Here is a 24635-nt window from a genome sequence, read left to right as displayed (position 1 = left end):
CGGACGAATCCGTGCATTCCTCACGGGCGTTTGGTGATGAATACGACTGCCGCACGCTCCGCTTCGCCGGCAGTGTTCCCAACGGCACCCGGCCAACGGGAATGGGAGTGCGATGAACAAGGGGTACGCGGTCTACTGCGACGCCGATCGAACCTTCTACGACGCGCCGCACCGACTCCGCACGGACGAGAGCGGTCCGGCGGCGTCCTACGAGACCACGCGCCGCGAACTCCCGGACGGCTGGCGGCGGCACAACTCCGGCGACTGGCTCGCGTTCCGACCGATCGAGTGCCCGCTGCCCGCCCAGGGCTGGAAGATCCACGTCTCCGCCTGTCTGGGCAACGCCGACAAGGTGCTCGCCGCGGTCTGGGACTACTGCGTCCCGCGCCGCATCGCCTTCAAGTGTGTGCCGAGCCCGTACCTGCTGCACACTCGCAACGCCAAGTACGCCGAGCGGGCCGGGAGCGGAAAATTCGTCACCGTCTACCCCGCCGACGACGGGCAGTGTCAAAGCATCGCGACGGACCTGGCCGCGCTCTTGGCCGGCGAGCCCGGCCCGTACATCCTCAGCGACCTGCGTTGGGGCGAGGGCCCGGTCTACCTGCGGTACGGCAGCTTCACCGAACGCAACTGCCACGACGAGCGCGGCGAACTGTGTCCCGCGATCGAGGACGACACCGGCACCCTGGTCCCCGACCGCCGCGAACCCACCTTCCGGCTGCCGCCGTGGCTCGAACTGCCCGCCTTCCTGGGCCCGCACCTGGCCGCGCGTTCCGCGACCACCGTCGGCGAACTCCCGTACAAGATCGAGCGTGCGCTGCACTTCTCCAACGGCGGTGGCGTGTACATCGGCCGGGACCTGCGCACCGACGAACAGGTCGTGCTCAAGGAGGCCCGCCCGCACGCCGGACTCGCCGCGGACGGCGCGGACGCGGTCACCCGGCTGGAGCGCGAGCGCGACGCGCTGCGCCGGCTGAGCGGACTCGCCTGTACACCCGAGGTGCACGACTGGTTCGACCTCGGCGAACACAAGTTCCTGGTGCTGGAGTTCATCCAGGGCAGTCCGCTGAACACGTTCTTCGCGCACCGGCATCCGTTGATCGAGACGGACCCCTCGCCCGAGCGCCTGGCCGAGTACACCCAGTGGGCGATGCGCGTGTACACACTCGTGGAGAACGCGGTCGCGCAGATCCATGCCCGCGGCGTGGTCTTCAACGACCTGCACCTGTTCAACATCATGATGTCCGAGGACGAGAGCGCGGTGACGCTGCTCGACTTCGAGGCCGCCGCCGTCGACGACGAGAGCGGTCGGCAGGTGGTCGCCAATCCCGGCTTCGTCGCTCCGCGCGACCGGCGCGGCGCCGACGTGGACCGCTACGCCCTCGCCTGTCTGCGCATCGCCCTGTTCCTGCCACTGACCAGCCTGTTCACCGTGGACCGGGGCAAGGCCCGGCACCTGGCCGACATCGCCGCCGAGCAGTTCCCGATCCCGGCCGACTGGCTGGATGCGGCGGTCGAGGAGATCCTGCGCGGACACCACCCGGAGCAGACCCGGGACGCGGCGTCGCCGGCGGCGCACGGCCCACGGTCGACGGACGCATACCTGCCGGTCGCCCTCGACGACTGGCCGAACAGCCGCGACTCGATGGCCCGGGCGATCCACGCGTCGGCGACCCCGGACCGCGAGGATCGTTGTTTCCCGGGCGACATCACCCAGTTCGCCGTGCCCGGCGGCGGCGCCTGCTTCGGCTACGGTGCGGCCGGTGTGTTGTACGCCCTGGCCGAGACCGATGCCGAGCCGCTGCCGGCGGCCGAGAAATGGCTTTTGCGCAGCACCGAGAACCTGCCCTCCGGGAACCCGATCGGCTTCTACGACGGGCTGTCCGGCGTCGCCTGGACACTGGACCGACTCGGCCATCGGGAACGGGCCCTGGATCTGGTCGACACGATCCTGGCGCAGGACCGGCGCACCCTGGGATCCGATCTGCACAGCGGACTCGCCGGCCTCGGCCTGGCCCTGGAGGCACTGGCCTCCTCCACCGGCGAAACCGGCCTGCACACCCACGCGATCACGTGCGCCGAGCGACTCGCCGACCGTGCCCGCACCGGCCCCGCACCGGCCCGCGCCGGTCTCCTGCACGGCGCCACCGGCAGCGCGCTGTTGTACCTGCGGCTGTACGAACGGCTCCGCGACCCGGGCCTGTTGGATGCCGCCGCCGATGCGCTGCGGGCCGACCTGGCCCGCTGCGTGGTCGCGGTCGGCGGCACCCTCCAGGTCGACGAGGGCCGGCGCACGATGCCGTACCTGGGCGCGGGCAGCGTGGGCATCGGAATGGTCCTCGACGACTATCTCGCGCACCGCCCCGACGCCGACTTCGAGCAGGCCCGGATCGAGATCGTCCGTGCCGCGCAGGCCAGGTTCTACGCCCAGCCCGGCCTGTTCCGCGGCGCCGCGGGCATGGTGTTGCACCTGAGTCGCACCAGCACCGGAGGTCCCGGCACCGAACCCGACGACATCCGTCGGCAGATCGAGTCGCTGTCCTGGGGCGCCGTCCCCTACCGCGGGCATGTGGCCTTCGCCGGTGAGCAGATGATGCGCCTGTCGATGGACCTGAGCACCGGCACCGCCGGTTGCCTGCTCGCGTTGGGCAGCGCCCTGCACGACCGACCCGTGCAACTGCCCTTCCTCCCGCCGCCTTCGCGGCCCTAGAGCCGATTCCTTCACGGGGATCGAAGCAGGACCGGCCCGCCGTTCCGGGGGCCGGCGCACCATCCGAACGAACGAGCTCCACTACCGAGAGGAACGATCATCATGGCACTTCTCGACCTGCAGGCGCTGGAGACCGAAGAGGCCCCCGAGTTCGGCGGCGGTGGCGGTGGCAGCCGCGCCAGCCTCCTCCTGTGCGGCAACAGCAGCCTGAGCCTGGTCACCTGCAACTGACCGACTCACTGCCGGGGTTGAACACCCCGAGATGACGAGCTGAACGCGGTCCCGGGCGGCGGCATTCCGCCCGGGACCGCTGCTCTCGAAAGTACGCCCCCCGCCAGACTCCCAGGACCGCACCCCGCACCCGGAGGCGAGGAATCGCAGCGCATGGCCGCAACGCGCCGGACAGCCGAACGCGCCGAACCGGCGCCCACCGACGGCACCGGCCGACTCCTGGCCGGCGCCCTCCGGCACAGCGCGGGCCGCACCGCGGCCGTGTTCGGTTGCAGTCTCGGCGCCGCGGCCGTCGCGATCGCGCTGCCCGCCGTCCTCGGCCACGCGCTCGACCTACTCCTCGACGACGCCGTCGGAGCACGCCGCGCGGTCGCCCTGTGCGCCGTCCTGATCCTGGCCGAGGTCGTCTTCGACGCCGCCGAGGCGCTCCTGGGCGGGATCACCACCGCTCGCACCGCCGCCTGGCTGCGCCGGCTGGGCGTCGACCACGTGTTGTCGCTCGCCCCGCACCGCGCCGCCGAACGCAGCACCCCCGGCGACCTGGTCACCCGGCTCACCGGCAACGTCGCCGAGGCGAGCACCGCCCCCACCACGGCCGCGAACGGCGTGGCCACCCTGTTCGTTCCGCTCGGCGGCCTGATCGCTCTCGCGGTGATCGACATCCGGCTGTTCGCCGTCTTTCTGGCGGGTGTACCGCTGCTGGCCTGGTTGTTGCGCGCCTTCGTCCGCGACTCCTCGGACAGCGTGGCCCGTTACCAGCGCGTCCAGGCGGACATCGCCGGCCGGCTCGTCGAGGCGCTGGGCGGCGCGCGCACGATCGCCGCCGCCGGCAGCTCGGCGCGCGAACTCGACCGAATCCTCGCGCCGTTGCCCGAGTTGGGCAACCAGGGCAGGCGGATGTGGCACGTCTACGGACGAGCCGTGGCCGGCGCCGGAATCCTGGTGCCGCTGCTGACCACGGCCGTACTCGCCGTCGGTGGGGTGCGACTGACCCACGGCGACCTGACCGTCGGCGAACTGCTTGCCGCCTCGCGCTACGCCGTACTGGCCGCCGGTCTGGGCGCCGCCGTCGGGCAACTCAACGGCCTCGTGCGCAGCCGCGCCGCGGCCCGCCGCACCGCCGAGTTGCTGGCCGTGCCCCCGATGCGGTCGGGCGGCGACCCGCTTCCGGCGAACGGCCCGGGCCGGCTCGAACTACGCGGGGTCACCGTCGTCCGCGACGGCACGCCGGTGCTGCGCGACGTGCACCTGATCGTGCCGGGCGGCACCACCGCGGCCGTGGTCGGGCACTCCGGCGCGGGCAAGTCCACGCTCGCCGCGGTCGCCGGGCGGCTGACCGACGTGGATGCGGGTGCGGTGTTGCTGGACGGCGTACCGCTGGCCGGGATCGACCCGGCGCAGCTGCGTCGGGAGGTCGGGTACGCCTTCGAGCGGCCGGCCCTGTTCGGCGACACGATCGCCGAGGCGATCGCCTTCGGGCCCTACACCTGCTCCCCCGGCCGGATCGAGGTCGCCGCCGAGGCGGCCGGCGCCGACAGTTTCATCCGGCTGCTGCCCAAGGGCTACGCGGCGCCGCTCGCTACCGCGCCGCTGTCCGGCGGCGAGCTGCAACGACTCGGTCTGGCACGTGCGTTCGCCCATGCCGGCCGGCTGCTCGTGCTGGACGACGCCACCTCGAGCCTGGACAGCGTCACCGAACTGCGGGTCGGGCGGGCGCTGGTCCGTGACGTCCGCGCGGGCACTCGGCTGCTGATCGCCCACCGGGCCTCCTCGGCGGCGCGGGCCGACCTGGTCGTGTGGCTGGAGGGCGGCCGGGTGCGCGCGCTCGGCCCGCACGAGACGCTGTGGGAAGACCCGGACTATCGGGCGGTGTTCGCGGATCCGGGCGATCCGTCGGGCCCCGGTGGATCGGCTGCCGGCGCGGCGTCCGACCCGGTCGGGGAGGACCGGTGAGCGGCGGTCGATCCCGGGTGCCCGCGCTGGCCCGGCGTTTCCTGGCCCGGCGCCGGACGGCCCTGCTCCGGCTCGCGGGCTGGTCGCTGCTGGAGTCGGCGCAGACGTTCCTCGGCGGCTACGGCGTGGCGATGGCCCTCGATCACGGCTTCCTGGCCGGGCACGCCGGAATCGGTCTGGCCTGGCTGGCCGTTGCGGCGGTGGCGATCGTGCTCGGCGGGGCGGCCACGGGCGGAATCTTTCGCGGCCTGGCCGATCTGGTCGAACCGCTGCGCGACGGGCTGGTCCGGCGGGTGGCGACCGGCGCGTTGGTCGAGGCGATCGAGGCGCCGGCGCGCGCGGCGGACAGCGCGGTGGTCTCCCGACTGACCAACCAGTGCGAGATCGCCCGGGACAGCTTCGCCGGACTGGTCCTGGTGGCCCGCTCCTTCGTCTTCACCGCGCTCGGCGCGCTGATCGGACTGGCCGCGCTGGCACCGGAGTTGCTGGTCGTGGTGGTGCCACCGCTGGTGCTGGGACTGGCGCTCTTCCTGGCCACGCTGGCACCGATGGCCTCCCGGCAGCGCGCCTTCCTGGACGCCGACGAGGCGCTGTCCACCCGACTCGGGACGGTGGCGACGGGACTGCGCGACGTGCTCGCGGGCGGTGCGCGCGATTCGGTCGCGGCACACACACACGCGCTGATCGACGCCGAGGCCCGCGCGGCGCGGTCGTTGGCCCGGTGGGCCGGCGCGCGGGCGATCGCACTCGCGGTGGCCGGGCAGTTGCCGGTCCTGCTGCTGTTGGTGACCGCTCCCTGGCTGCTCGACCGGGGCCTGACCGCGGGTGCGCTGCTGGGTGCGCTGACGTACCTCACCCAGGCCCTGCTGCCGGCGCTGCACACGTTGATGCACGCGCTCGGCGCGGCCGGCACCCGACTGCTCGTGGTGCTGGATCGGCTCACCTCGGGACCGGCGGCCGGCCCGGCGGCGGCGCGGCACGTGGCGGGCACGACCGGCGGGCCGCCACGGGTGCGGATGCACCGCGTGACGTTCGCGTACGGCCCGAACGCGGAACCGGTGTTGCGCGATCTGGACCTGATCGTCGAACCCGGTGAGCACCTCGTGGTGGTCGGCCCCAGTGGGATCGGTAAGTCGACGCTGGCCGCCGTCGTCGCGGGTGTGCTCGCGCCGGACGGGGGCGAGGTGCACGTGGACGGACGGCCGGTCCGCCCGGTCGGCGGCGATCCGTCCCGGCTGCGGGTGCTCATCCCGCAGCAGGCGTACGTGTTCACCGGCAGCGTGCGGGAGAACCTGCTCTACCTGTGCCCGGACGGCGCGACCACCTCGGCGCTGACCGCATCGGCGGACGCCGTCGGCCTGTTGCCGCTGATCGATCGACTCGGCGGACTCGATGCGCCGGTGGACCCGGCCTCGTTGTCCCAGGGCGAGCGCCAGTTGATCGCCTTGGCGCGGGCCCACCTGTCACCGGCGCCCCTGGTGTTGTTGGACGAGGCCACCTGTCACCTGGACCCGGTCGCCGAACGGCGGGCCGAACTGGCCTTCGCGGAGCGGCCCGGGACGCTGATCGTGGTCGCCCATCGGATCAGTTCGGCTCGACGGGCGGACCGGGTGCTCGTCCTGGACGGCGTGCACGCGATGTGCGGGACGCATCGGGAGCTCCTGGATCGCTCGTCGCTGTACCGGGATCTGGTCGGGGACTGGCACGCCGAGCGGATCTGAGCCGGGCATCGATGCGATGGGAGCGGGCGTCGGCGGGGCGGTGCGGGGCGGTGCGGGGCGTGGGGGGCGAATGGGGTCGGGATCCGGGCTGGGGTGCGCCCGGATCCGACCGGGCCGGTCTATACCCAGCCGGCGTCCTGCGAGATCCGGATCGCGTCGATCCGGTTGCGGGCACCCGTCTTGCGGGTGATCGCGGACATGTAGTTCCGGACCGTGCCGATGCTGAGCCGCAGGTTACGGGCTATCTCCGGAGCGGATGCCCCCTCGGCGGCCAGGGTCAGCACCCGCATCTCGCGGGGGGTCAGCGGGGCGCTCGCGGCCCGCAGCAGGTCCAGCGCGAGCGACCCGTCCACGTAGCGCCGTCCGGCGGCCACCAGCCGGATCGCCCGCGGCAGTTGCGGAGGCTGGGCGTCCTTGTCCACGAAGCCCATGGCCTTGGCCTCGGCCGCCCGGCACAGGCTGCCCGGCCGGGAGGTCGTGGCCAGGACGAGCAGGGCACAGTCCGGATCGACCGGCCGGCGCGGCAACTGCACGGACCCGGGACAGTCCACGTCCACCACGCAGACGTGCGGGCGCTGACACCGGGCCCGATTCGGTGCGCCGTCCCAACTGTCGGCCTCCACTTCGATGTCCTCCTCACGATCGAGCAGCGCGGTGAGCGCCGATCGCATCAATTCCGTGTCGTGCACCAAGAGAACGCGGATCATTGTTCGCTCCCAATCGACGCCGACGTCCCGAAGTTGCCCGTCGAGCACCTCGATAGCTACCCCGCCCCACGACTTACACCACAACCCGTAACCGAATGATGCGTTTGTGCGACGTTTGGATCCGTCGCTCACACTTCCTGTCGAACCACGACCGCTAGGGGCCGCTCTCGATCACACCGGGCCGACGGCGCGACCGGCACGGCCCCGGTCGGCACGGAAGGAAGGACGCGGGACGCGCTCGCCCGCTACCTGCGGCGCCCGTCACCGCCGGGTCGACGCGGGCGATCGGAGCGTCGGGTTCGGGCCCAGGACGGCGCCCAGGTCTCGCCCTCCCGGTCCTCGGGTGCCGACGCGGCGAGGTGGTCGCGGAGCGCGGTGAGCGCCGGGTGCGGATTGTCCGTGCGCCAGACCAGCGAGTGCGGGTAGATCGGGGTCGGATCGCACAGGGGGATGAGCCGCAGGTCGTGGCCGACCGGCCAGACGAGCGGCGTTCGGTCGGTGAGGAAGGTCGCCAACGTCGACGAGTCGGCGATCGTGTCGAGGAGCGCCTCGATGCCGAAGTCGGGACCGATCGTGTCGATGGTGAGCCCGAACGCGGCGGCGAGTGCGTCGTAGTAGGCGGTCCACTCGGTGCCGCGGATGTTGCCCGGCATCCAGATCCGCTGCCCGACCAGTCGGTCGAGCGCGACCGCACGGGCGGTGGCGAACTCGTGGGCGGGGCCGACGAACAACCGAAGCGGCTCGTCGAGGACCGGGGTCGCCTCGACACCGTCCGGCAACTGCCGACCGGGCATCGTGACGGCACGCAGGGTCGCGTCGATGGCGCCGGACCGTACCGCGTCCACGGCGGCGTCCGCGCCGAAGAGGGTCACCACGTCGAGCCCGATCTCCGGGTGCGCGCGATGGAATTCGCGGACCAGGCCGGCCGGGGCGAGCCGTCGACCCACCACGTCGACCCGCAGCGCGCGCCGCCCCGGACGCACGGACGCGGCGGCCTGCTCCTCGGCGTGCAGAAGATCCCGGGCATGCGGCAGGAACACCTGCCCGTCGATGGTCAACCGGGCTCCGCGCGCGGTCCGCACGAACAGCTGCACACCGAGGTCCTTCTCCAGCGCGGCGATGCGCTTGGAGACGGCCTGCTGGGTGATCGACAGTTGCGCCGCGGCCGACTGGAACTGCCCCGCGTCCACGGCGGCGACGAAGGTGCGCACGGCGGCGATATCCACGCCGTCATCCTAGGAGCACAACCAGAGGTTGTGGGCAGTGGGCGAGATAGTTGTTTGATCCCGTTACGGCATGCTCGATTTGATGTCTCCGGTCAACGCCCGGTTTCACCAATGGCGGTCTCCCGCCGGCCTCGGAGATGACTCACGCGTGCCGAATTCCTTCGTCCACCTGCACAACCACACCGAATACTCGATGCTCGACGGCGCCCAGAAGCTCGGGCCGATGTTCGGCGAGGTCGCCCGGCTCGGGATGCCCGCGATCGCCATGAGCGACCACGGCAACATGTTCGGCGCGCACGAGTTCGCCCGGGTCGCGAAGGGCTTCGACGGCGTCAAGCCGATCATCGGTATCGAGGCGTATGTGGCGCCCTCGTCCCGGTTCTCCCGGAAGCAGGAGTTCTGGGGACCCGGTGGCCGGCGCGCCGTCGGCAACGACGGCGAGGGCTCGAAGGACGTCTCGGGAGGCGGCCGCTTCACGCACATGACCATGTGGGCGCGCGACGTCCGGGGGCTGCGGAACCTGTTCCGGCTGAGCACCCAGGCCGGGTACGAGGGCCAGTTCCCGGCGGGCAAGCCGCGTATGGACCGGGAGTCGATCGCGCAGCGGCCGGACGGCATCATCGCCACGACCGGCTGCCCCTCCGGCGAGGTGCAGACCCGCCTGCGGCTGAACCAGTACGACGAGGCGAAGGCCGCCGCGGCGGCCTACCGCGAGATCTTCGGTCCGGAGAACTACTTCCTGGAACTGATGGACCACGGTCTGACCATCGAACGCGAAGTCCGCGACGGACTGCTCCGCCTGGCCCGGGAGTTGCGCCTGCCGCTCCTGGCCACCAACGACGCGCACTACGTCACCGAGGACCAGGCCGACGCACACGACAGCCTGCTGTGCATCGGCGTCGGCAAGGACAAGAACGACCCCAAGCGGTTCCGCTTCGACGGCTCCGGCTACTACCTCAAATCCGCTGCCGAAATGCGCACCCTGTTCGCGGAGTTGCCCGAGGCCTGCGACAACACCCTGCTGATCGCCGAACGTGTCGAGTCCTACGACGACGTCTTCGACTACGTCGACGAGATGCCGCACTTCCCGGACGTACCCGCCGGCGAGAGCCAGGAGTCCTGGCTGCGCAGGGAGGTCCTCAGGGGGTTGGCGATGCGCTACGGGGATCCGATCCCCGCGCACGTCCTGGATCGCTTCGAGACCGAGATGTCCGTCATCGGCCCGATGGGCTTCAGCTCGTACTTCCTCGTCGTCGCCGACATCTGCCGGCACGCCCGGGACAACCGGATCCCGCTCGGTCCCGGCCGCGGTTCGGCCACCGGCTCCATCGTGGCCTACGCCACGCGCATCACCGAACTGTGCCCACTGGAACACGGCCTGCTGTTCGAGCGGTTCCTCAATCCCGAGCGAATCAACCCGCCGGACGTCGACCTCGACTTCGACGACCGCCAACGCGACCGCATGGTCCGCTACGTCACCGAGAAGTACGGCGACGAGTACACCGCCATGGTGAACACCTTCGGCCGGATCAAGGCGAAGAACGCGATCAAGGACTCCGCCCGCATCCTGGGCTATCCGTACTCCCACGGCGAGCGCATCACCAAGGCACTCCCGCCGGACCACAACGGCAAGCCCGCCCCGCTGGCCGCGGTCTTCGACGCCGCCCACGAGCGGTATGCCGAGGCCGGCGAACTGCGCCGCATGTACGACGAGGAGCCGGACGTCAGGCGGGTACTGGACACCGCGCGCGGAGTCGAGGGCCTGATCCGCGGCACCGGTGTGCACGCCGCGGCGGTGATCCTGTCCAAGACCAGACTCACCGACCGCATCCCGCTGCACATGCGCGCCTCGGACGGCGTGCGGATCACCGGATTCGACTACCCCTCGTGCGAGGCGATGGGCCTGATCAAGATGGACTTCCTGGGCCTGCGGAACCTGGGCGTGATCGACCAGGCCATCGAGAACATCCGCGAGAACCGGGGCATCGACCTGGCCACCGTCGACCCGCTGGACGCCGATTCCTCGGCCACGGTGATCCCCCTGGACGACGCCCGGACGTACCGACTGCTGGCCGAGGGCAACACGTTCGGCGTCTTCCAACTCGACGGCGGCGGCATGCGCGTGTTGCTGCGACAGATGGAACCCACCCGGTTCGAGGACATCGCCGCGGTCAACGCCCTGTACCGGCCCGGCCCCATGGCGGCGAACGCACACACCAACTACGCGCACCGCAAGACCGGTCGCCAGGAGATCACCCCGATCCACCCCGAACTGCGCGACGCCCTGGAGCCGATCCTCGGGAACACCTTCCATCTGCTCGTCTACCAGGAGCAGATCATGGCCATCGCCCGGGAACTGGCCGGCTACACCCTGGGCGGCGCGGACCTGTTGCGCCGGGCGATGGGCAAGAAGAAGCCGGAGGTGCTCGCCGCGGAATGGGACCGGTTCCACGACGGCATGCGCGGCAACGGCTTCGGCGAGGAAGCGATCAAGGCGCTGTGGGACGTCATGCTCCCGTTCTCCGGTTACGCGTTCAACAAGTCCCATACCGCCGGTTACGGCCTCGTCTCGTATTGGACCGCCTACCTCAAGGCCAACCACCCGGCCGAGTACATGGCCGCGCTGCTCACCTCCGTCGGCGACGACAAGGACAAGGCCGCGATCTACCTCGCCGACGCCCGCAAGAACGGGGTGCGTGTACTGCCACCCGATGTCAACGAGTCCGTCGCAGAGTTCACCGCCGTCGGTGACGATGTGCGGTTCGGGCTGCGGTCCGTGCGCAACGTCGGCGACACCGTCATCGACGCCGTCGTCGAAGCCCGGCGCCGGAAGGGGAAGTTCACCTCCTTCGCGGACTTCCTGACCAAGGCGGACCTGCCCGCCTTGAACGAGCGGGCCGTGGACTCGCTGATCAAGGCCGGCACGTTCGACTCCCTGGGGCATTCGCGCAAGGGCCTGGCCGCCGCCCACGAGGACGCCATCGACGCGTTCATCCCGGTGAAGAAGGCGGCGAGCTTCGGCCAGGACGATCTCTTCGCCGACGCGGGCGCGGCGGACGGCGACGGGCCCGCCTTCGGGCTGGACTTCCCGATCGACGACGCCGAGTGGCCCCGGCGGCAACTCCTGGCCACCGAACGCGAGATGCTCGGCCTGTACGTCTCCGCTCACCCGCTGGACGGGGCCGAGCACATCCTCGCCGCCGCGCGGGACTGCTCCATCGCGGCGCTGCTCGGCTCGGGCTCCGGCCCCGAACGCGGCTCCGGCGACGTCCGGCTGGCGGGGCTGATCACCGGCGTACAACTCAAGACGACCAAGCAGGGCAACGTGTGGGCCATCGTCAACCTCGAAGACCGGGACGCCGGCATCGAGGTCCTGTTCTTCCCCGCCGTCTACCGCCTCGTCCGGCACGCACTGGTCGAGGACCACGTCGTCCGCGTCACCGGCCGGATCGAGGACCGGGACGGAACCCCGAACATCTTCGGCCGGGAAGCGACCGTGCTGGACGTGTCATCCGCGGAACACGGCGGAAGACCCCCCGTCCGCCTCGCCCTCCCCGCCCACCGCGTCACCGAACAATCGGTGGCCGAACTCAAGCGCATCCTCACCGCCCACCCCGGCGACACCCCGGTCCACCTCACCGTCCGCGCCACCCACAAGACGACCGTCTACGCCCTGGCCGCCAAGGTGAACCCGACCACCCTGGCCTCCGACATCAAGGGCAGCTTCGGCCCCGACACCTGGGCCGGCGCCGGCTGAACACGCCGCCGCCGCGTGGGACGGCCGGCGTCCCCGTCGGGTAGCCGAGCGGCCGTCCGGCGTGAGGTGGGTCCGTCAGCGGGCGGACAGGGTGTCGTCGACCCATTCGCTGGCCAGGACCTCGTCCAGGACCAGGGCGCCCGCGCCCAGCATGCATGCGTCGCGGCCGGTGACGGCGGTGGCGATCTCCAGGTCGCGGGTGGCCAGCGGCAGGCAGCGTTCGTAGATCGCGCCGCGTACGGCGGCGACGAAGGGTTCGGCCGCGGAGAGGCCACCGCCGAGGACGAGCACGTCCGGGTTGAAGAAGTTCACCAGCGGGGTGAGCACCTGACCGGCCAGCCGGCCGGCGTTGCGGACCAGCGTGGTCACCTCGGGTACGCCGTCGTTGACCAGTTCGACCAGTTGGCGTGACGAGGAGACCTCGATGCCCTGCGCACGCAGCGTGCGGCGCAGGGCCGCGCCGCTCGCGTGCGCCTCCAGGCAGTCGGAGTGTCCGCACGAGCAGGTGACCGGTTCGGGGACGTGCACCGGGACGTGGCTGATGTCGCCGGCCGCGCCGCGCCCGCGATGCAGCTTCCCGGACGCGATGATGCCGCAGCCGATCCCGGTGCCGGCCTTGACCGCCATCAGGTTGTCCCGATCCGGCCAGCCGTAGCGGTGTTCGCCCACCGCCATCAGATTGGCGTCGTTCTCCACCACCACGCGTACGCCGAGGAGTTCGCTCATCCGGCGACCGATCGGGTACTCGTTCCAGCCGGGCATCCGGGAGGGCGCGATCACCTTGGCGGCGGTCGGATCGACCGGGCCGGGCATGCCGATGCCGACGCCGAGCAACGGCAACTTTTCGACGGTTGCCTGACGGAGCGTCATCCGGATGTGTTCCAGCAGGCGTTCGCTCACCTGCTCGGGTCCTTCGGTGATGTCGCCGGGGAGTTCGTGCTCCAGGAGGACCCGGCCGGCCAGGTCCAGAACCGCCATCCGCAGGTGGTGGGTGCCCACGTCGACGGCCACCACCACACCCGCGTTCTCGTGCAGGCGCAACTGCCGGGGACGTCGGCCGCCTCGGGAGGCGCCCTCGCCGTCCTCGCGCAGCAGCCCGGCGTCGATGAGTTCCTCCACACGCAGGGAGACGCTCGACGGGGCCATGCCGCTCAGTCGGGCGAGTTCCGCCCGGGATCGACCGTGCCCCTTGGCCACCAGTCGCACCAGGTCACCCGCGGTTCCAGCCAACGTCCCACTCCCGTTCGAGGCACACCTGCTGCGGTACGGCTGTGACAGGAATAGCACACCAGGTAATAACCAGCAAGGCATTGACTTCCTTCGAATTTCGCTTCTACTGTCACACGAAACTTCGATTCCGAACAAAGATGGAGCGTTGATGAAGTCCGCGTCGCCTTCTTCCGCCGTACTGACGCCCATGGTCGAGGCGCGCGCCATCAACAAGTCGTTCGGGGCGGTCCGCGTGCTGACCGACGTGGACCTGACCGTCGCCGCAGGCGAGGTGGTCGTGCTGATCGGCCCCTCCGGCGCGGGCAAATCGACGCTGTGCCGCTGTCTGAACCGGCTGGAGAACGTCGATTCCGGCGTGGTCCTGCTGGACGGGGAGGAACTGCCCGCCGAGGGTCGGGCGTTGGCCCGGCTGCGCACCGAAGTGGGCATGGTCTTCCAACAGTTCAACCTGTTCGCACACAAGACCGTGTTGCAGAACGTCACGCTCGGACCGACCCGGGTCAAGGGTCTGTCCGCAAGCGAGGCGGACCGACAGGCCCGGGCGCTGCTGGACCGGGTGGGCATCGCCGACAAGGCGGACCACTACCCGGCGCAACTGTCCGGTGGCCAGCAGCAGCGGGCGGCCATCGCCCGGGCACTGGCCATGCAGCCCAAGGTGATGCTCTTCGACGAACCGACCAGCGCCCTGGACCCGGAGATGGTCAACGAGGTCCTGGACGTGATGGTCGACCTGGCCCGCGAGGGCATGACCATGGTCGTGGTCACGCACGAGATGGGCTTCGCCCGCCGCGCCGCGGACCGGGTGGTCTTCATGGCCGACGGACAGATCGTCGAAGTCGGCACACCCGAGACCTTCTTCACCGCACCGACCACCGACCGCGCCCGGGACTTCCTGTCCAAGGTGCTCAGCCACTGACCCACCCGGGCACCCACCGGGTCCCACCGGGCCCTCCGCGGCCCCGGGTCACCGGGTCTCACCGGACCGGCGAAGACCCGCGACCCACCGCAGCACCCAACCGCCGAGCGTCGGGGCCACCGCTCCGCTCCCCGGCCCCGTACGCCCTCGTCCCCAACCCCCACCTGCGAAGGAAGGCCCCGATGTCCGGCTTCCCCCTGCGTCGCCCGCGCACCGCCGCACCCGCGCGTCGCCTGCGCTCCGCCGTCCCGGCGGTCCTCGCGGCGTTGTCCCTGACCGCGCTGGCCGCCTGCTCCGGCGGCTCGTCCTCGGACGTGCCCGGCGGCGCCAAGCCCGCCGGCGAGGACGTCGCCAAGAAGGCCGACGTCGCCCCGGACAGCGCGATCCTGCCCAACTCCACGATGGCCAAGATCAAGGCGCGCGGCTACCTCATCGTCGGCGGCTCCCAGGACGCCCCGCTGTGGTCGCAGCTCAACCCGATATCCGGCAAGGTCGACGGGTTCGACGCCGAGATGGGCCGGCTGCTCGCCAAGTACATCATCGGCAAGCCCGAGGTGAAGATCGTCAGTTCGGCCACCGAGACCCGCGAGGCGCTGCTCCAGAACGGCACCGTCGACGTGGTCTTCCAGACCTACACGATCACCCCCAAGCGGGCCGAACAGGTCGCGTTCGCGGGCCCGTACTACTCGTCGGGCCAGGCCATCCTGGTCAAGAAGGGCGCCGGCGGCATCAAGACGCCGGCCGACCTGAACGGCAAGACCGTGATCGCCGGCGCCAACACACCCGCCATCGCCGCGATCAAGCAGGTCGCGCCGGACGCGAAGGTGGTCACCTTCGGCAGCGACCCGGAGTGTGTCACCGCACTGCGCCAGGGCCGCGGCGACGCGTACGTCCAGGACCAGGCGCTCCTGGTCGCGGACGTGAAGCAGAACCCCGACACCACCGTGGTCGGCGAGCCGTTCACGGCCGACCCGTACGGCATCGGGCTCGGGCACGACGACGCCGCGTTCAAGACGTTCGTCAACGACTGGCTGCGCAAGATCGGCCAGGACGGCTCGTGGCAGGCGATCTGGAAGCAGACCCTGGGCACGGTCGTCGAGGGCAACCCGCCGACGCCGCCCGCGATCGGCGGCGTGCCCGGCTCCTGATCCCCGGGTCGGGAGGGTGACACGCCGCGCCCTCCCGACCCGGCTTCCCGACGCCCGGCCCGAGCGGCCCGTCCACGATCCCCCGCCGAGCACCGCGAAGCGGGATCGAGGACGGACCCGAGTCGACGCCCCTCCCGGCGCGGCCTCGGGCCGGGGGTCGGGCCCCACCACGGCGCCCGGCCCCGAGCACCTCCCCGGCCGCCTCTCCCCGTGGCGGCCCCCGCGCGCCCCTACCCGCCCTCTCCCGAAAGGCCATCGCCGATGGATGTCGTGCTGCGACATCTCTCCGCCTTCACCGACGGCATCACCACCACGCTCGAACTCACCGCGCTGTCCTTCGCCGGCGCGCTGCTGATCGGCGTCGTGGTGGCCGCCCTGCGGGTGTCCCCCGTCGCCGCCCTGCGCGGAATGGGCACCGTGTACGTGGAGACCTTCCAGAACACCCCGCTGCTGGTCCTGCTCGTACTGTTCGTCTTCGGCCTGCCCGAAGTCGGAGTGATCTTCCCGCTGTTCACCACCGCGGTGATCGTGATCGCACTGTACGAGGCGGCCTACATCGCCGAGGCGGTGCGTTCCGGGATCAACACGGTGTCCATCGGCCAGGCCGAGGCGGCCCGGGCACTGGGACTGACCTTCGGTCAGTCGTTGCGCCTGGTGATCCTGCCGCAGGCACTGCGCGGCGTGGTCCAGCCGATCGGCAACATCTTCATCGCGCTGACCATGAACACCTCGTTGGCCGCGGCCGTGGGCGTGGTCGAACTGACCTCCGCCGCGAACCGGGTCAACCTGCTGGAGGCCCAGCCCATCCCGGTGTTCGTCGGCGCGGGCCTGGGCTACATGGTCATCTGCGCCGCCGCGGGCCTGCTCACCGGCGTGATCGAGCGGAAGGTGGCGATCGTGCGATGAGCGCGTCCCGAGTGTTGTTCGACGAGCCCGGCCCGATCGCGCGCCGCCGGATGCGGATCGCCGGCATCGTGGCCACCGTCGCGGCGGCCGCGCTGTTGGCCCTGGCCGTACGGCGATTCGCCGACCACGGCCAGCTCGACGCGGACAAGTGGCGGCCCTACACCACGTGGCCGATGTGGCGATACCTGCTGGAGGGGCTCTGGGCCACGATTCGCGCCGCGGTCGTCGCCACCGTGCTGTCCATGGCCGGCGGCATCGTACTGGCGCTGGGCCGGCTGTCCCGGCGTCGGGTGCTGCGGTGGTCGGCCACCGGCTACATCGAGGTGATGCGCACGGTCCCGGTGCTGCTGCTCGTCTACCTGGTCCTGTTCGGACTGCCGCACTACGGCGTGGATCTGCCGCTGTTCTGGAAGCTGGTACTGCCGCTCTCGGTGTCCGCCTCCGCCGTCTTCGCGGAGATCTTCCGGGCCGGCATCCTGTCCCTGGACCGCGGCCAGCGCGAAGCGGGCCTGGCCGTCGGCCTGACCGACACGCAGACCATGCGGCTGATCGTGCTGCCGCAGGCGGTACGCCGGCTGTTGCCGTCGCTGGTCAGCCAATCGGTCGGCCTGCTCAAGGACACCTCGCTCGGCTTCATCGTCAGCTACTCCGAACTGCTGTACAGCGGCCGAGTGTTGGCCAGCTACAACCGACTGCTGATCCAGACCTACATCATCATCGCGCTCGTCTACATCGTGCTCAACGCATCGCTGTCCAAGCTGGCCCGCACCCTGGAGGCCCGCCAGGGCTTCCAATCCGCAGGCCGGCGCAGCATGCGGACCCTGCTGCGGGCCCGCGCCGGCGCGGACGCCCGCCTGTGACCGCGCCCCGCCGAACGGCCGGCACCGACGTGCAACCGCCGACGGCCGGAGCACCCCGCCCGACCGCGCCGTCCGTGATCGCCGACGCCGGCGAACGCCCCGACCCGGAGGACCCCATGCGCCAGGAGGACATCGTGCGCCCCGAACCCAGCACCCGCTACGCCGAGTTGGCCGAGGTGGTGCGCTCCGGATTCGTGGAGAGCCGGCACTTCGGCAGCCTGGTCGCGCTGGCCCCGGACGGGCGGCCCGCGATCGAGCTCGGCGATCCGAACGAGCCGGTGATACCGCGCTCCTCGGCCAAGCCGTTCCAGGCGTTGGCCTGTCTGCGCGCCGGCGCGCCCCTGTCCGGGGCGCACGTGGCGATCGCGGCGGGCAGTCACACCGGGCAGGACTTCCACGTCCGGGCGGTGGGGGAGATCCTTGCCGCCGCCGGGCTGACCGCCGACGAGCTGCGGTGTCCGCCGAGCCGCCCGGAGGACGAGGCGGCCTACAAGGCGATGATCGCGCGCGGCGAGGCGGACTCGCGGGAGCGGATGAACTGTTCCGGCAAACACGCCGCGATGTTGGCCGCGTGCGTCGCCGCCGGGTGGCCGACCGACGGCTACCTCGATCCGGCACATCCGTTGCAGGTGTTGGTCCGCGAGGGCATCGAGGAGTCGGCGGGCGAGTCGACGGCTCACACCGCCGTGGACGGCTGCGGCGCCCCGGTGTTCGCGATGACCCTGACCGGACTGGCGCGCGGAGTACGCGCGTTGGCCACCGCGACGAACGGTCCCGGGCGCACGGTGGCCGACGCGATGCGCGAGTACCCGCGGTACGTCGGCGGGGACGGGCAGGCCAACACCGAGGTGATGCGGCTGCTGCCCGGCGTCGTGGTCAAGGGCGGCGCCGAAGGCGTGTTCGTGGCCGCGACGACGGCCGGGCACGCGGTCGCGGTCAAGGTGATCGACGGCAGCCCGCGGGCGACCACCGCCCTCGCGCTGGCCGCGTTGCGCATGCTCGGCGTGGACACGGCCGCGGCGCACGAGTGGGCGTCCGTACCGGTGCTGGGCGGCGGTCTGCCGGTCGGCGAGGTCCGAGTGAGCCCGAGCCTGACCTGAGTGCCCCCGGAGCCGGACCCACGTCCGGGCCCGCACGCTCCTGCGCAGCCGGATTCACGTCCGGACTCCGCACCCCCGGCCGAGCCGAACGCTCGTCCCGGCCCACATTCTCGGTCCACCAGGAGAAACACGACATGATCGTCACCGCCGGCCCCACCCCCGCCCTGACCTACGAGATCTGCATCGACGACGTCCCCGGCGCACTCGCCGCCGAACGGGTGGGCGCGCACCGGGTCGAGTTGTGCGCGGACCTGTTCGAGGGGGGCATCACGCCCAGCCTCGGCCTGATCGAGACCACCCTGGCCGCCGTCGACACGATCCGGGTCCATGTCATCGTCCGCCCGCGCGGTGGCGACTTCGTCTACGACGAGTACGAGGTCGCCGCGATGCGCCGGGACGTCGAGGCGATCCGGGCGGCCGGCGCACACGGCGTGGTGATCGGCGCACTGACCGCGGACGGCGACCTGGACCGGCCGGTGATCGAGCAGCTGATGGCCGCGGCCGGCGACCGCTCGGTCACCTTCCACCGCGCCTTCGACATGACCCGCGACCCGCACGCCGCGCTGGAGGAGCTGATCGAACTCGGCGTCGACCGGGTGCTCACCTCCGGCCAGGACAGCAGCGTGCTGGAGGGCGCACCGCTGATCGCACGCCTGGTCGAGCAGGCCGCGGGCCGGATCGTGATCATGCCGGGTGGCGGCATCACCGCCCGCAACATCGACCGGATCCTGGCCGCCACCGGCGTGCACGAGGTGCACTTCGCGGCGGGTGCGGTCCTGGAGAGCACCGCGACCCACCGCAACCCGCATCCCTTCATGGGCGGCGCGCTGCGCCAGCCGGAGTACGCCCGCAGGGTGACCTCGGCGGACGGCATCCGCGACGTGGTCGAGGCCGCTCGCAGGCGCTGACCGGCAGGCGCGCGCATCGCGGGAACTCGCTCGCCGACGGGCGATGAGTTTGCCGCGCCGAACAGGTCGGTACTCGTGTACACCACCCACACCGAGTACCGGAGGTAACGATGACGGACAAGGCACTCACCACCTGTCTGTGGTTCGACGGCCAGGCCGAAGAGGCCGCGAACCACTACCTGTCCATCTTCGAGGACGCCCGGCTGGGCCGGGTCGACCGCTACACCGAGGCCGGGCCCGGTCCGGTGGGCTCCGTGGTCACCGTCGAATTCGAGATCAACGGGCAGAAGTTCGTCGGCCTCAACGGCGGCCCGGAGTTCACCTTCAACGAGGCGGTCTCGTTCCAGATCCCGTGCGCGGACCAGGACGAGGTGGACTACTACTGGGCCAAGCTGTCCGAGGGTGGGCAGGAGGGGCCCTGCGGGTGGCTCAAGGACAAGTACGGCGTGTCCTGGCAGGTCGTGCCGACCGAGCTGATCGACATGGTCGGCGACCCGGACCCGAAGAAGGCAGCCCGGGCGACCGCGGCGATGTTGAAGATGGGCAAGCTCGACATCGCGACGCTGCGCACGGCGTACGCGGGGGAGTGACGTCGCCGCGGATGGGTGTCGCAGCGGATGGGTGTCGCAGCGGATGCGCCGACCGGGTCGTGCCCCCCGTCCCCGGGGCATGAACCGGTCGGCTGCGCGCGGGCGGAGAACGGCACAGCGGAGGCAAGGGTTCCGGCAAGGTGCCGGAAAGTGCCTGCCGGGGGCTGTCGGGGACGGGGTGCGCATCGCTAGCATGCCGGCGTCCCGCTACTCCGTGACGTCGCCCGGCCACGAACGGTCGAACGCCGGTACCGCACCCGGTATCGGGAACGTCTCGGGCGGGGGCGACACGGTCCGATCGTCCCGGAGGCGTTGGTCATGCCGCATCGCTCGCGCGTCCCCGTGCCCGTCCCCCCGCCCGTCCCCGACCTTCCCGTACCCGTACCACCCGGCCCGGCGGGATCCGGTTCGGCGAGGCCCGTCGCCACGCGGCCCAGCCCTGCGGGGCGCATCGCCGGACGACCCGGCCCGGCTCGGCCGAGCGGCAGCGCGAGCGAACCAGTCCCGTCCGAGCCGGAGTTCGGTGTGGATCCCGCCACGCCCCGGATCGTCCAGGTCTTACCCCATGCGTTGTTGCGCCCCGGTGTGCGCTTCTATCGCGGTTTGCGCGTCGCCTTCGACCGCCCGCGCAGGCGGCTCGAACTGCCGGTCGGCTTCGCCACCCTGGTACTCGGCTTCGACCAGCGGATCCGGGTCGGTCCGATGGCCGCGGACGGCACGGCGAGCCCGACCACGGCATTCACCTCGTTGTTCGCCGGCATGCGGACCCGGGCCGTGATCGGTGAGCATCGCGGGTTCGTGCACGGCATCGAGGTGGTGATGCACCCGTGGGCGGCCTACGCGATGTTCGGGGTGTCGATGCACGAATTGGCCGAACACCTGGTCGATCCGACCGAGTTCGCCGGCGCGCGGATCCGTCGACTGACCGAACGGCTGGTGGAACTCCCGGATTGGCCCGCCCGGTTCGCGGTGCTGGACGCCACGTTGCTGCGTTGGCAGGCGGCCGGTCCGGGGCCGGCACCGCGGGTACTGCGCGCCTGGGATCTGCTCTCCGCCTCGGCGGGCCGGCTGCCGATCGGCGGCTTGGCGACGGAACTGGGCTGGAGCGAGCGCCAGTTGGAGCGCCGCTTCCGAGAACAACTGGGCCTGACGCCCAAGGCCGTCGCCCGGGTGTTGCGACTCCAGGACGCTCTGCGCCTGGTGGACGCGGGGCTGCCGTTGGCCGACGTCGCCACCCGAACCGGGTTCTACGATCAGTCGCATCTCAACCGCGAGGTCCGGGCCGCCACCGGGCTGACTCCCGGCGACTTCGTCGCGCACGCGCCGCACGCGTCGGCCCGACCCACCCGGCTCGAAGGCATGGTGACCACGGTGCTGTTGCCGCCGTGAGCATGCGTGGGGCCCGGCGCGAGTCGCCGCAAGCCTGGGCCGTGTCCGGTGGATCCCGGTGGATGAGGCGCGTCGTCCGGTGCCGTGACTCGGCGTGCGGGAGCAGCAGCCGCATGGTGGTTCGGTTCGGCTGTTTCTCCGGTGCGGCGAGACGAGCGCAGCGCGGAGACCGAAGGGCGGATGCCGGGCGGCGCGACCCCACCAGGATTCGCCGGACACGGCCTGGGTGCCGCACGCCGAGGTCGAGACGCGGGCGTACGTCGGAACGCGGGACGGGCCTCCCCCATCGGGCCCGCCCCGCGTACGCCCGTTGCCCGACCGGGGCACCGGTCGGGCCGCCGACGTCGGGGGGTGAGGTGCCGTGCGGGGCGAGAACCAGGCTGCCGCGGCGCGGGCGGGCGGGTATTGGAGAAAACCGACGCCTTCGTGCGGAGAAACCGATGCGTTCGGCCCGGGCCTCAGACCCCCTTGCCGATGGCGGCATGCCACCGGCTCGCGGCGCGCTCGACCGCGAGTCGGTCCGCCCAGACGTCGGCCGGATCTTCCGGCATCAGCAGTTCGGCGATCGCCAGGCGTTGCTCGGGGCTGACCCGACGGGACAACTCGCGAGCGGCGTCGGCGATTTCCTGCGGATCAAGCCCGGACATCTCGGCGAGGCGCGAGTCGATACCCCGCCCCTGTCGGACCAGGTAGGCATCGCGCGGCTCGAAGCCCGCCGTCAGGACGGCCGCGTCCGCCCGCGACATCGCGCCGGCGGCGGCGAGCGCGGCGACCGACCGGCCGGGCCAGGGCGCCGCGCCCCGATCGTGGTGCAGGCGCAGCAACGCCGCGATCCGTTCCCTGCCGCCCCAGCCGGCGCAGACCCGCTCGGCGACGATCCGCCCGAACGGGGACGCGTCGAACCGGCCGTCGTACGCGTACTCCAGCACCGGGGCGACCCGGCCGCGGGTCGACGGCGAGCGCTGGAGCGCGATCAGGCAACCGCGCGCGGTGCGGCACACGGTGCCCTGCGCGGGTGGGTGGCCCGTGTCGACCTCGACCTCCAGCACGCGCCAACGATCGCCGGGGTCGGCCAGTTCCGCGACGCCCCACATGCGCAGGTGGTCTCGGGCCGGTTCGTCCTGCTGCTCTCCGCCGCCCGACCTCGGGAACAGCGCGAGCCGCAACGCCTTGGCGCCCAGCCGGCCGAGCCCCTGCTCCCAGCCCTGGGCATCGACCAGTTCGACCGTCTGCGGCGGTGACACGACGGTCGGGTCGACACAGGCGGCGGCAACCGCGGCGATGCGCTCGAACATGTCCTGCATCCCGGTGTAGTACCGGGCCCGCAGATCACCCGCGTCGGCGCGCGGGTAGGGGCGGGGGTTGGTCCGCAGCACCACGCCGACCTCGGCGTCGTCGGCGCCGGGCGAGTCGATACCGGCGCTGGGATCCGTGCCGCCGGGCGGATCGACGGCGACCCGGGTGTCCTTGGTGGCCTTGGCGGCCTTGGCCCCCTTGGTGCCCTTGACGCCCTCGGCGGACGGCGGGTCCAGGTGGCGGGCCGTCAGTTCGGCGCATTCGACCGCGGTCCAGACCGTACCGGCGATGCCGTCGAGCAGCCGGTCGGCGCGAATCCTCGGGAGCAGCGGATCGATCACCTGCCGCAGCGCCCGAAAGGTCTCGTCCACCTCGCGCGACGGACTGCACACGCCGATCCGGCGGCCGATCTCGGTGATCCGGGCCCGCAGTTCGGCGTCGACCGCGCCGAGGACCCGGTCGGTCAGTGCCCGATCGGCGGCGCGCAGGACCCGCGAGCCGGACTTGTCACGCGGGGTCAGATGCGGCCACAGGTGTACCGGTACGACCAGTTCGCTGCCGGCGGCCCAGCGATGTCGGTATCGACCGACGCTGTGCGAGCCGGACGCGCGCCGGGGTCGAGCAGGCCCCTGGTACCACCGGGAGGTGCACGCGCCGGCGGCGTTGGCCACCTCCCACCAGCCGGTGCCGACGCGGCGCAGCTCGTGGGAGTGCTTTCCACCCACCGGAACGAGGGCCGTCCGGTCGTCGGGGCGGGGCGCCCCCGAGTCCATCCGATCGGCGGCGAGTCGACCGTCCGCGAAGCGCAGTCGATGCGTGGGTGGCAGCGCGGAGCCGGCCAACTCGGGCAGACGGGCGAACAGGGGGCCGGCGAGCCGCCTACGGGCGTCGAAGACCGCCGATCGGGCGCCGGCGAGCACGACGAAGCCGTCGTCCGTGCCGACGCCGTCCGACAGATCGACCGGATACACGTCCTCGCTGTGGGCGAGCTCGTCGAAGCGTTCGAGCGCCCGGTGTCCCCGTTCGTCCACGAGCCCGGTCCGCCAGGTTTCCGCGAGCAGAGCCGGGAGGTCGGCGGTCAGCAGTTCGAGGACCCACGGGCGGGTCTGCGGTCGGCGCTCGACCAGGCGGGCGGGACCGACCAAATCCAGGTGATAGACGGCCTCGTGCAGGGCGGGCAGGCTGCCGGCCCGAACCGCCGTCACCCACTCGTGCAGGCTCTCCACCAGCAGGTCGAGCGGCCCGGCCGCGTCCAGGAGCGCGGCGTCGGCGCCCTCGTGGGTGCGCGACTCGGCCGGGCGGCCCAGCGCGAGCAGGTCGGCCCGCCGATCCAGAAACGCGTCGCGCAGCAGCGGCCGAAATCCGGGGTGCGCGCATACGGCGGCGAGGTCGCCCCGACGCCTCCCCGATTCGAGCCATGCCGCCAGGCGCAACGCGACGCCGGCGGGCGGGTCGGCCACGGGCACACCGACGGCGATGGCGGCATCGAGCAGGTCCAGGTCCACGGTCCACATCGCGGCGTCCCGCCGATCGAGGGTGACCGCCTCGAACACGTCGACAACCCGCCCGGCCTCCCGCAACGCCACCCCCAACCCACGCAGCGCCCCCCGATCCCGCTCGGTAACCCCCCGCCCCACCAACTCCCCCAACAACGCACCCAACTGCCCGGCGGCCGGATCGCCCACCATCGCGTCCGCACCGTCAATTCCGCCCATGCCCATCCCCGTCGGTCGCGTTCGTGTTCACGCGCAGCGAATCCCGGCCTCGTCGCCGAATTCGCCATCACGTACCAGCAGGCTCCGCCGCGGTCGGTGCACGCATCCCGCCCCTCGCACCATCGCCGCTGAGGGACACACTCACCGGGGACGATCCCGGGCGTCAACACCGATCCGCCGAACCGCCTCCGTCATGCGCACGGCCGCACGCGTGACGGAGGCATCAAAATGGCAGGGTGTGGTCCTCCCGTTTCCGGAAGGAACACACCCTG

17 protein-coding genes are annotated in these 24635 nt (G+C 71.8%); 13 read left to right on the top strand and 4 right to left on the bottom strand.

The genetic code is table 11. The features are described from left to right. Positions 1-112 precede the first annotated feature (112 nt). The 4 genes from lanKC to ACIBM5_RS09120 all read left to right on the top strand — a co-directional run bounded on the left by lanKC (position 113) and on the right by ACIBM5_RS09120 (position 6615). Positions 113-2710 carry a class III lanthionine synthetase LanKC gene (gene lanKC / locus ACIBM5_RS09135; RefSeq protein ID WP_396006174.1) on the top strand — a complete coding sequence of 866 codons (2598 nt, stop codon included), beginning with the start codon at positions 113-115 and terminating at the stop codon, positions 2708-2710. 102 nt (positions 2711-2812) lie between these two features. Then, positions 2813-2941, top strand: a complete 129-nt coding sequence (locus tag ACIBM5_RS09130) for a SapB/AmfS family lanthipeptide (protein ID WP_396006173.1) — start codon at positions 2813-2815, stop codon at positions 2939-2941. Positions 2942-3094: 153 nt separating this feature from the next. Beyond that, the gene (locus ACIBM5_RS09125; protein WP_396006172.1) at positions 3095-4894 is read left to right on the top strand and encodes an ABC transporter ATP-binding protein; all 1800 of its coding nucleotides are present in this window, start codon (positions 3095-3097) and stop codon (positions 4892-4894) included. Beyond that, the gene (locus ACIBM5_RS09120; RefSeq protein WP_396006171.1) at positions 4891-6615 is read left to right on the top strand and encodes an ATP-binding cassette domain-containing protein; all 1725 of its coding nucleotides are present in this window, start codon (positions 4891-4893) and stop codon (positions 6613-6615) included. Before ACIBM5_RS09125 ends, ACIBM5_RS09120 begins: the two co-directional genes overlap by 4 nt. A 119-nt stretch (positions 6616-6734) precedes the next feature. Here the strand turns inward: ACIBM5_RS09120 and ACIBM5_RS09115 are convergent, their stop codons facing one another. Then, positions 6735-7322, bottom strand: a complete 588-nt coding sequence (locus ACIBM5_RS09115) for a LuxR C-terminal-related transcriptional regulator (RefSeq protein WP_396006170.1) — start codon at positions 7320-7322, stop codon at positions 6735-6737. Positions 7323-7567: 245 nt separating this feature from the next. Beyond that, on the bottom strand, positions 7568-8548 hold the full coding sequence (locus ACIBM5_RS09110; RefSeq protein ID WP_396006169.1) for a LysR family transcriptional regulator: 981 nt from the start codon (positions 8546-8548) through the stop codon (positions 7568-7570). Positions 8549-8696: 148 nt separating this feature from the next. Between ACIBM5_RS09110 and dnaE the strand changes: the two genes are divergently transcribed. Continuing rightward, positions 8697-12305, top strand: coding sequence for a DNA polymerase III subunit alpha (dnaE, locus tag ACIBM5_RS09105; protein WP_396006168.1), 3609 nt, complete (start codon positions 8697-8699; stop codon positions 12303-12305). 75 nt (positions 12306-12380) lie between these two features. Here dnaE and ACIBM5_RS09100 read toward each other — a convergent pair whose 3' ends face one another. Further along, positions 12381-13535, bottom strand: a complete 1155-nt coding sequence (locus ACIBM5_RS09100) for an ROK family protein (protein ID WP_391583984.1) — start codon at positions 13533-13535, stop codon at positions 12381-12383. 148 nt (positions 13536-13683) lie between these two features. Between ACIBM5_RS09100 and ACIBM5_RS09095 the strand changes: the two genes are divergently transcribed. The 8 genes from ACIBM5_RS09095 to ACIBM5_RS09060 all read left to right on the top strand — a co-directional run bounded on the left by ACIBM5_RS09095 (position 13684) and on the right by ACIBM5_RS09060 (position 21352). Continuing rightward, on the top strand, positions 13684-14451 hold the full coding sequence (locus tag ACIBM5_RS09095; protein WP_396006167.1) for an amino acid ABC transporter ATP-binding protein: 768 nt from the start codon (positions 13684-13686) through the stop codon (positions 14449-14451). Between the two features lie 182 nt (positions 14452-14633). Then, entirely contained in the window at positions 14634-15599 is a 966-nt protein-coding gene (locus tag ACIBM5_RS09090) for a glutamate ABC transporter substrate-binding protein (RefSeq protein ID WP_396006166.1), read from the top strand. A gap of 261 nt (positions 15600-15860) precedes the next feature. Beyond that, complete coding sequence (locus ACIBM5_RS09085; RefSeq protein ID WP_391583987.1) at positions 15861-16505, top strand: amino acid ABC transporter permease; 645 nt, start codon at positions 15861-15863, stop codon at positions 16503-16505. Next, positions 16502-17365, top strand: coding sequence for an amino acid ABC transporter permease (locus ACIBM5_RS09080; RefSeq protein WP_391583988.1), 864 nt, complete (start codon positions 16502-16504; stop codon positions 17363-17365). The genes ACIBM5_RS09085 and ACIBM5_RS09080 overlap by 4 nt, the downstream gene beginning before the upstream one ends. Before the next feature lie 74 nt (positions 17366-17439). Then, positions 17440-18465 (top strand): asparaginase, encoded by a 1026-nt coding sequence (locus ACIBM5_RS09075; RefSeq protein WP_396006164.1) that lies wholly within the window; start codon positions 17440-17442, stop codon positions 18463-18465. 134 nt (positions 18466-18599) lie between these two features. Beyond that, on the top strand, positions 18600-19373 hold the full coding sequence (locus ACIBM5_RS09070; protein WP_391583990.1) for a copper homeostasis protein CutC: 774 nt from the start codon (positions 18600-18602) through the stop codon (positions 19371-19373). A gap of 110 nt (positions 19374-19483) precedes the next feature. Next, positions 19484-19963: a VOC family protein gene (locus ACIBM5_RS09065; RefSeq protein ID WP_396006163.1), complete on the top strand. Its 480-nt coding sequence runs from the start codon at positions 19484-19486 to the stop codon at positions 19961-19963. A gap of 525 nt (positions 19964-20488) precedes the next feature. After that, positions 20489-21352: a helix-turn-helix domain-containing protein gene (locus ACIBM5_RS09060; RefSeq protein WP_396006162.1), complete on the top strand. Its 864-nt coding sequence runs from the start codon at positions 20489-20491 to the stop codon at positions 21350-21352. 458 nt (positions 21353-21810) lie between these two features. Here the strand turns inward: ACIBM5_RS09060 and ACIBM5_RS09055 are convergent, their stop codons facing one another. Continuing rightward, the gene (locus ACIBM5_RS09055) at positions 21811-24363 is read right to left on the bottom strand and encodes a hypothetical protein (protein WP_396006161.1); all 2553 of its coding nucleotides are present in this window, start codon (positions 24361-24363) and stop codon (positions 21811-21813) included. Positions 24364-24635 lie beyond the last annotated feature (272 nt).

Origin of the sequence: Embleya sp. NPDC050493, assembly GCF_044458105.1 — a bacterium.
GTDB lineage: Bacteria > Actinomycetota > Actinomycetes > Streptomycetales > Streptomycetaceae > Embleya.
Note: the sequence above shows the minus strand (reverse complement) of the source record. Positions and strands in the feature narration are given on the sequence as shown.

Coding starts and splice junctions, on each gene's coding strand:
- ACIBM5_RS09065 (WP_396006163.1), top strand. CDS start 19,484: ATGACGGACAAGGCACTCACCACCTGTCTGTGGTTCGACGGCCAGGCC.
- lanKC (WP_396006174.1), top strand. CDS start 113: ATGAACAAGGGGTACGCGGTCTACTGCGACGCCGATCGAACCTTCTAC.
- ACIBM5_RS09090 (WP_396006166.1), top strand. CDS start 14,634: ATGTCCGGCTTCCCCCTGCGTCGCCCGCGCACCGCCGCACCCGCGCGT.
- ACIBM5_RS09125 (WP_396006172.1), top strand. CDS start 3,095: ATGGCCGCAACGCGCCGGACAGCCGAACGCGCCGAACCGGCGCCCACC.
- ACIBM5_RS09130 (WP_396006173.1), top strand. CDS start 2,813: ATGGCACTTCTCGACCTGCAGGCGCTGGAGACCGAAGAGGCCCCCGAG.
- ACIBM5_RS09115 (WP_396006170.1), bottom strand. CDS start 7,322: ATGATCCGCGTTCTCTTGGTGCACGACACGGAATTGATGCGATCGGCG.
- ACIBM5_RS09095 (WP_396006167.1), top strand. CDS start 13,684: ATGAAGTCCGCGTCGCCTTCTTCCGCCGTACTGACGCCCATGGTCGAG.
- ACIBM5_RS09080 (WP_391583988.1), top strand. CDS start 16,502: ATGAGCGCGTCCCGAGTGTTGTTCGACGAGCCCGGCCCGATCGCGCGC.
- ACIBM5_RS09085 (WP_391583987.1), top strand. CDS start 15,861: ATGGATGTCGTGCTGCGACATCTCTCCGCCTTCACCGACGGCATCACC.
- ACIBM5_RS09070 (WP_391583990.1), top strand. CDS start 18,600: ATGATCGTCACCGCCGGCCCCACCCCCGCCCTGACCTACGAGATCTGC.
- ACIBM5_RS09055 (WP_396006161.1), bottom strand. CDS start 24,363: ATGGGCGGAATTGACGGTGCGGACGCGATGGTGGGCGATCCGGCCGCC.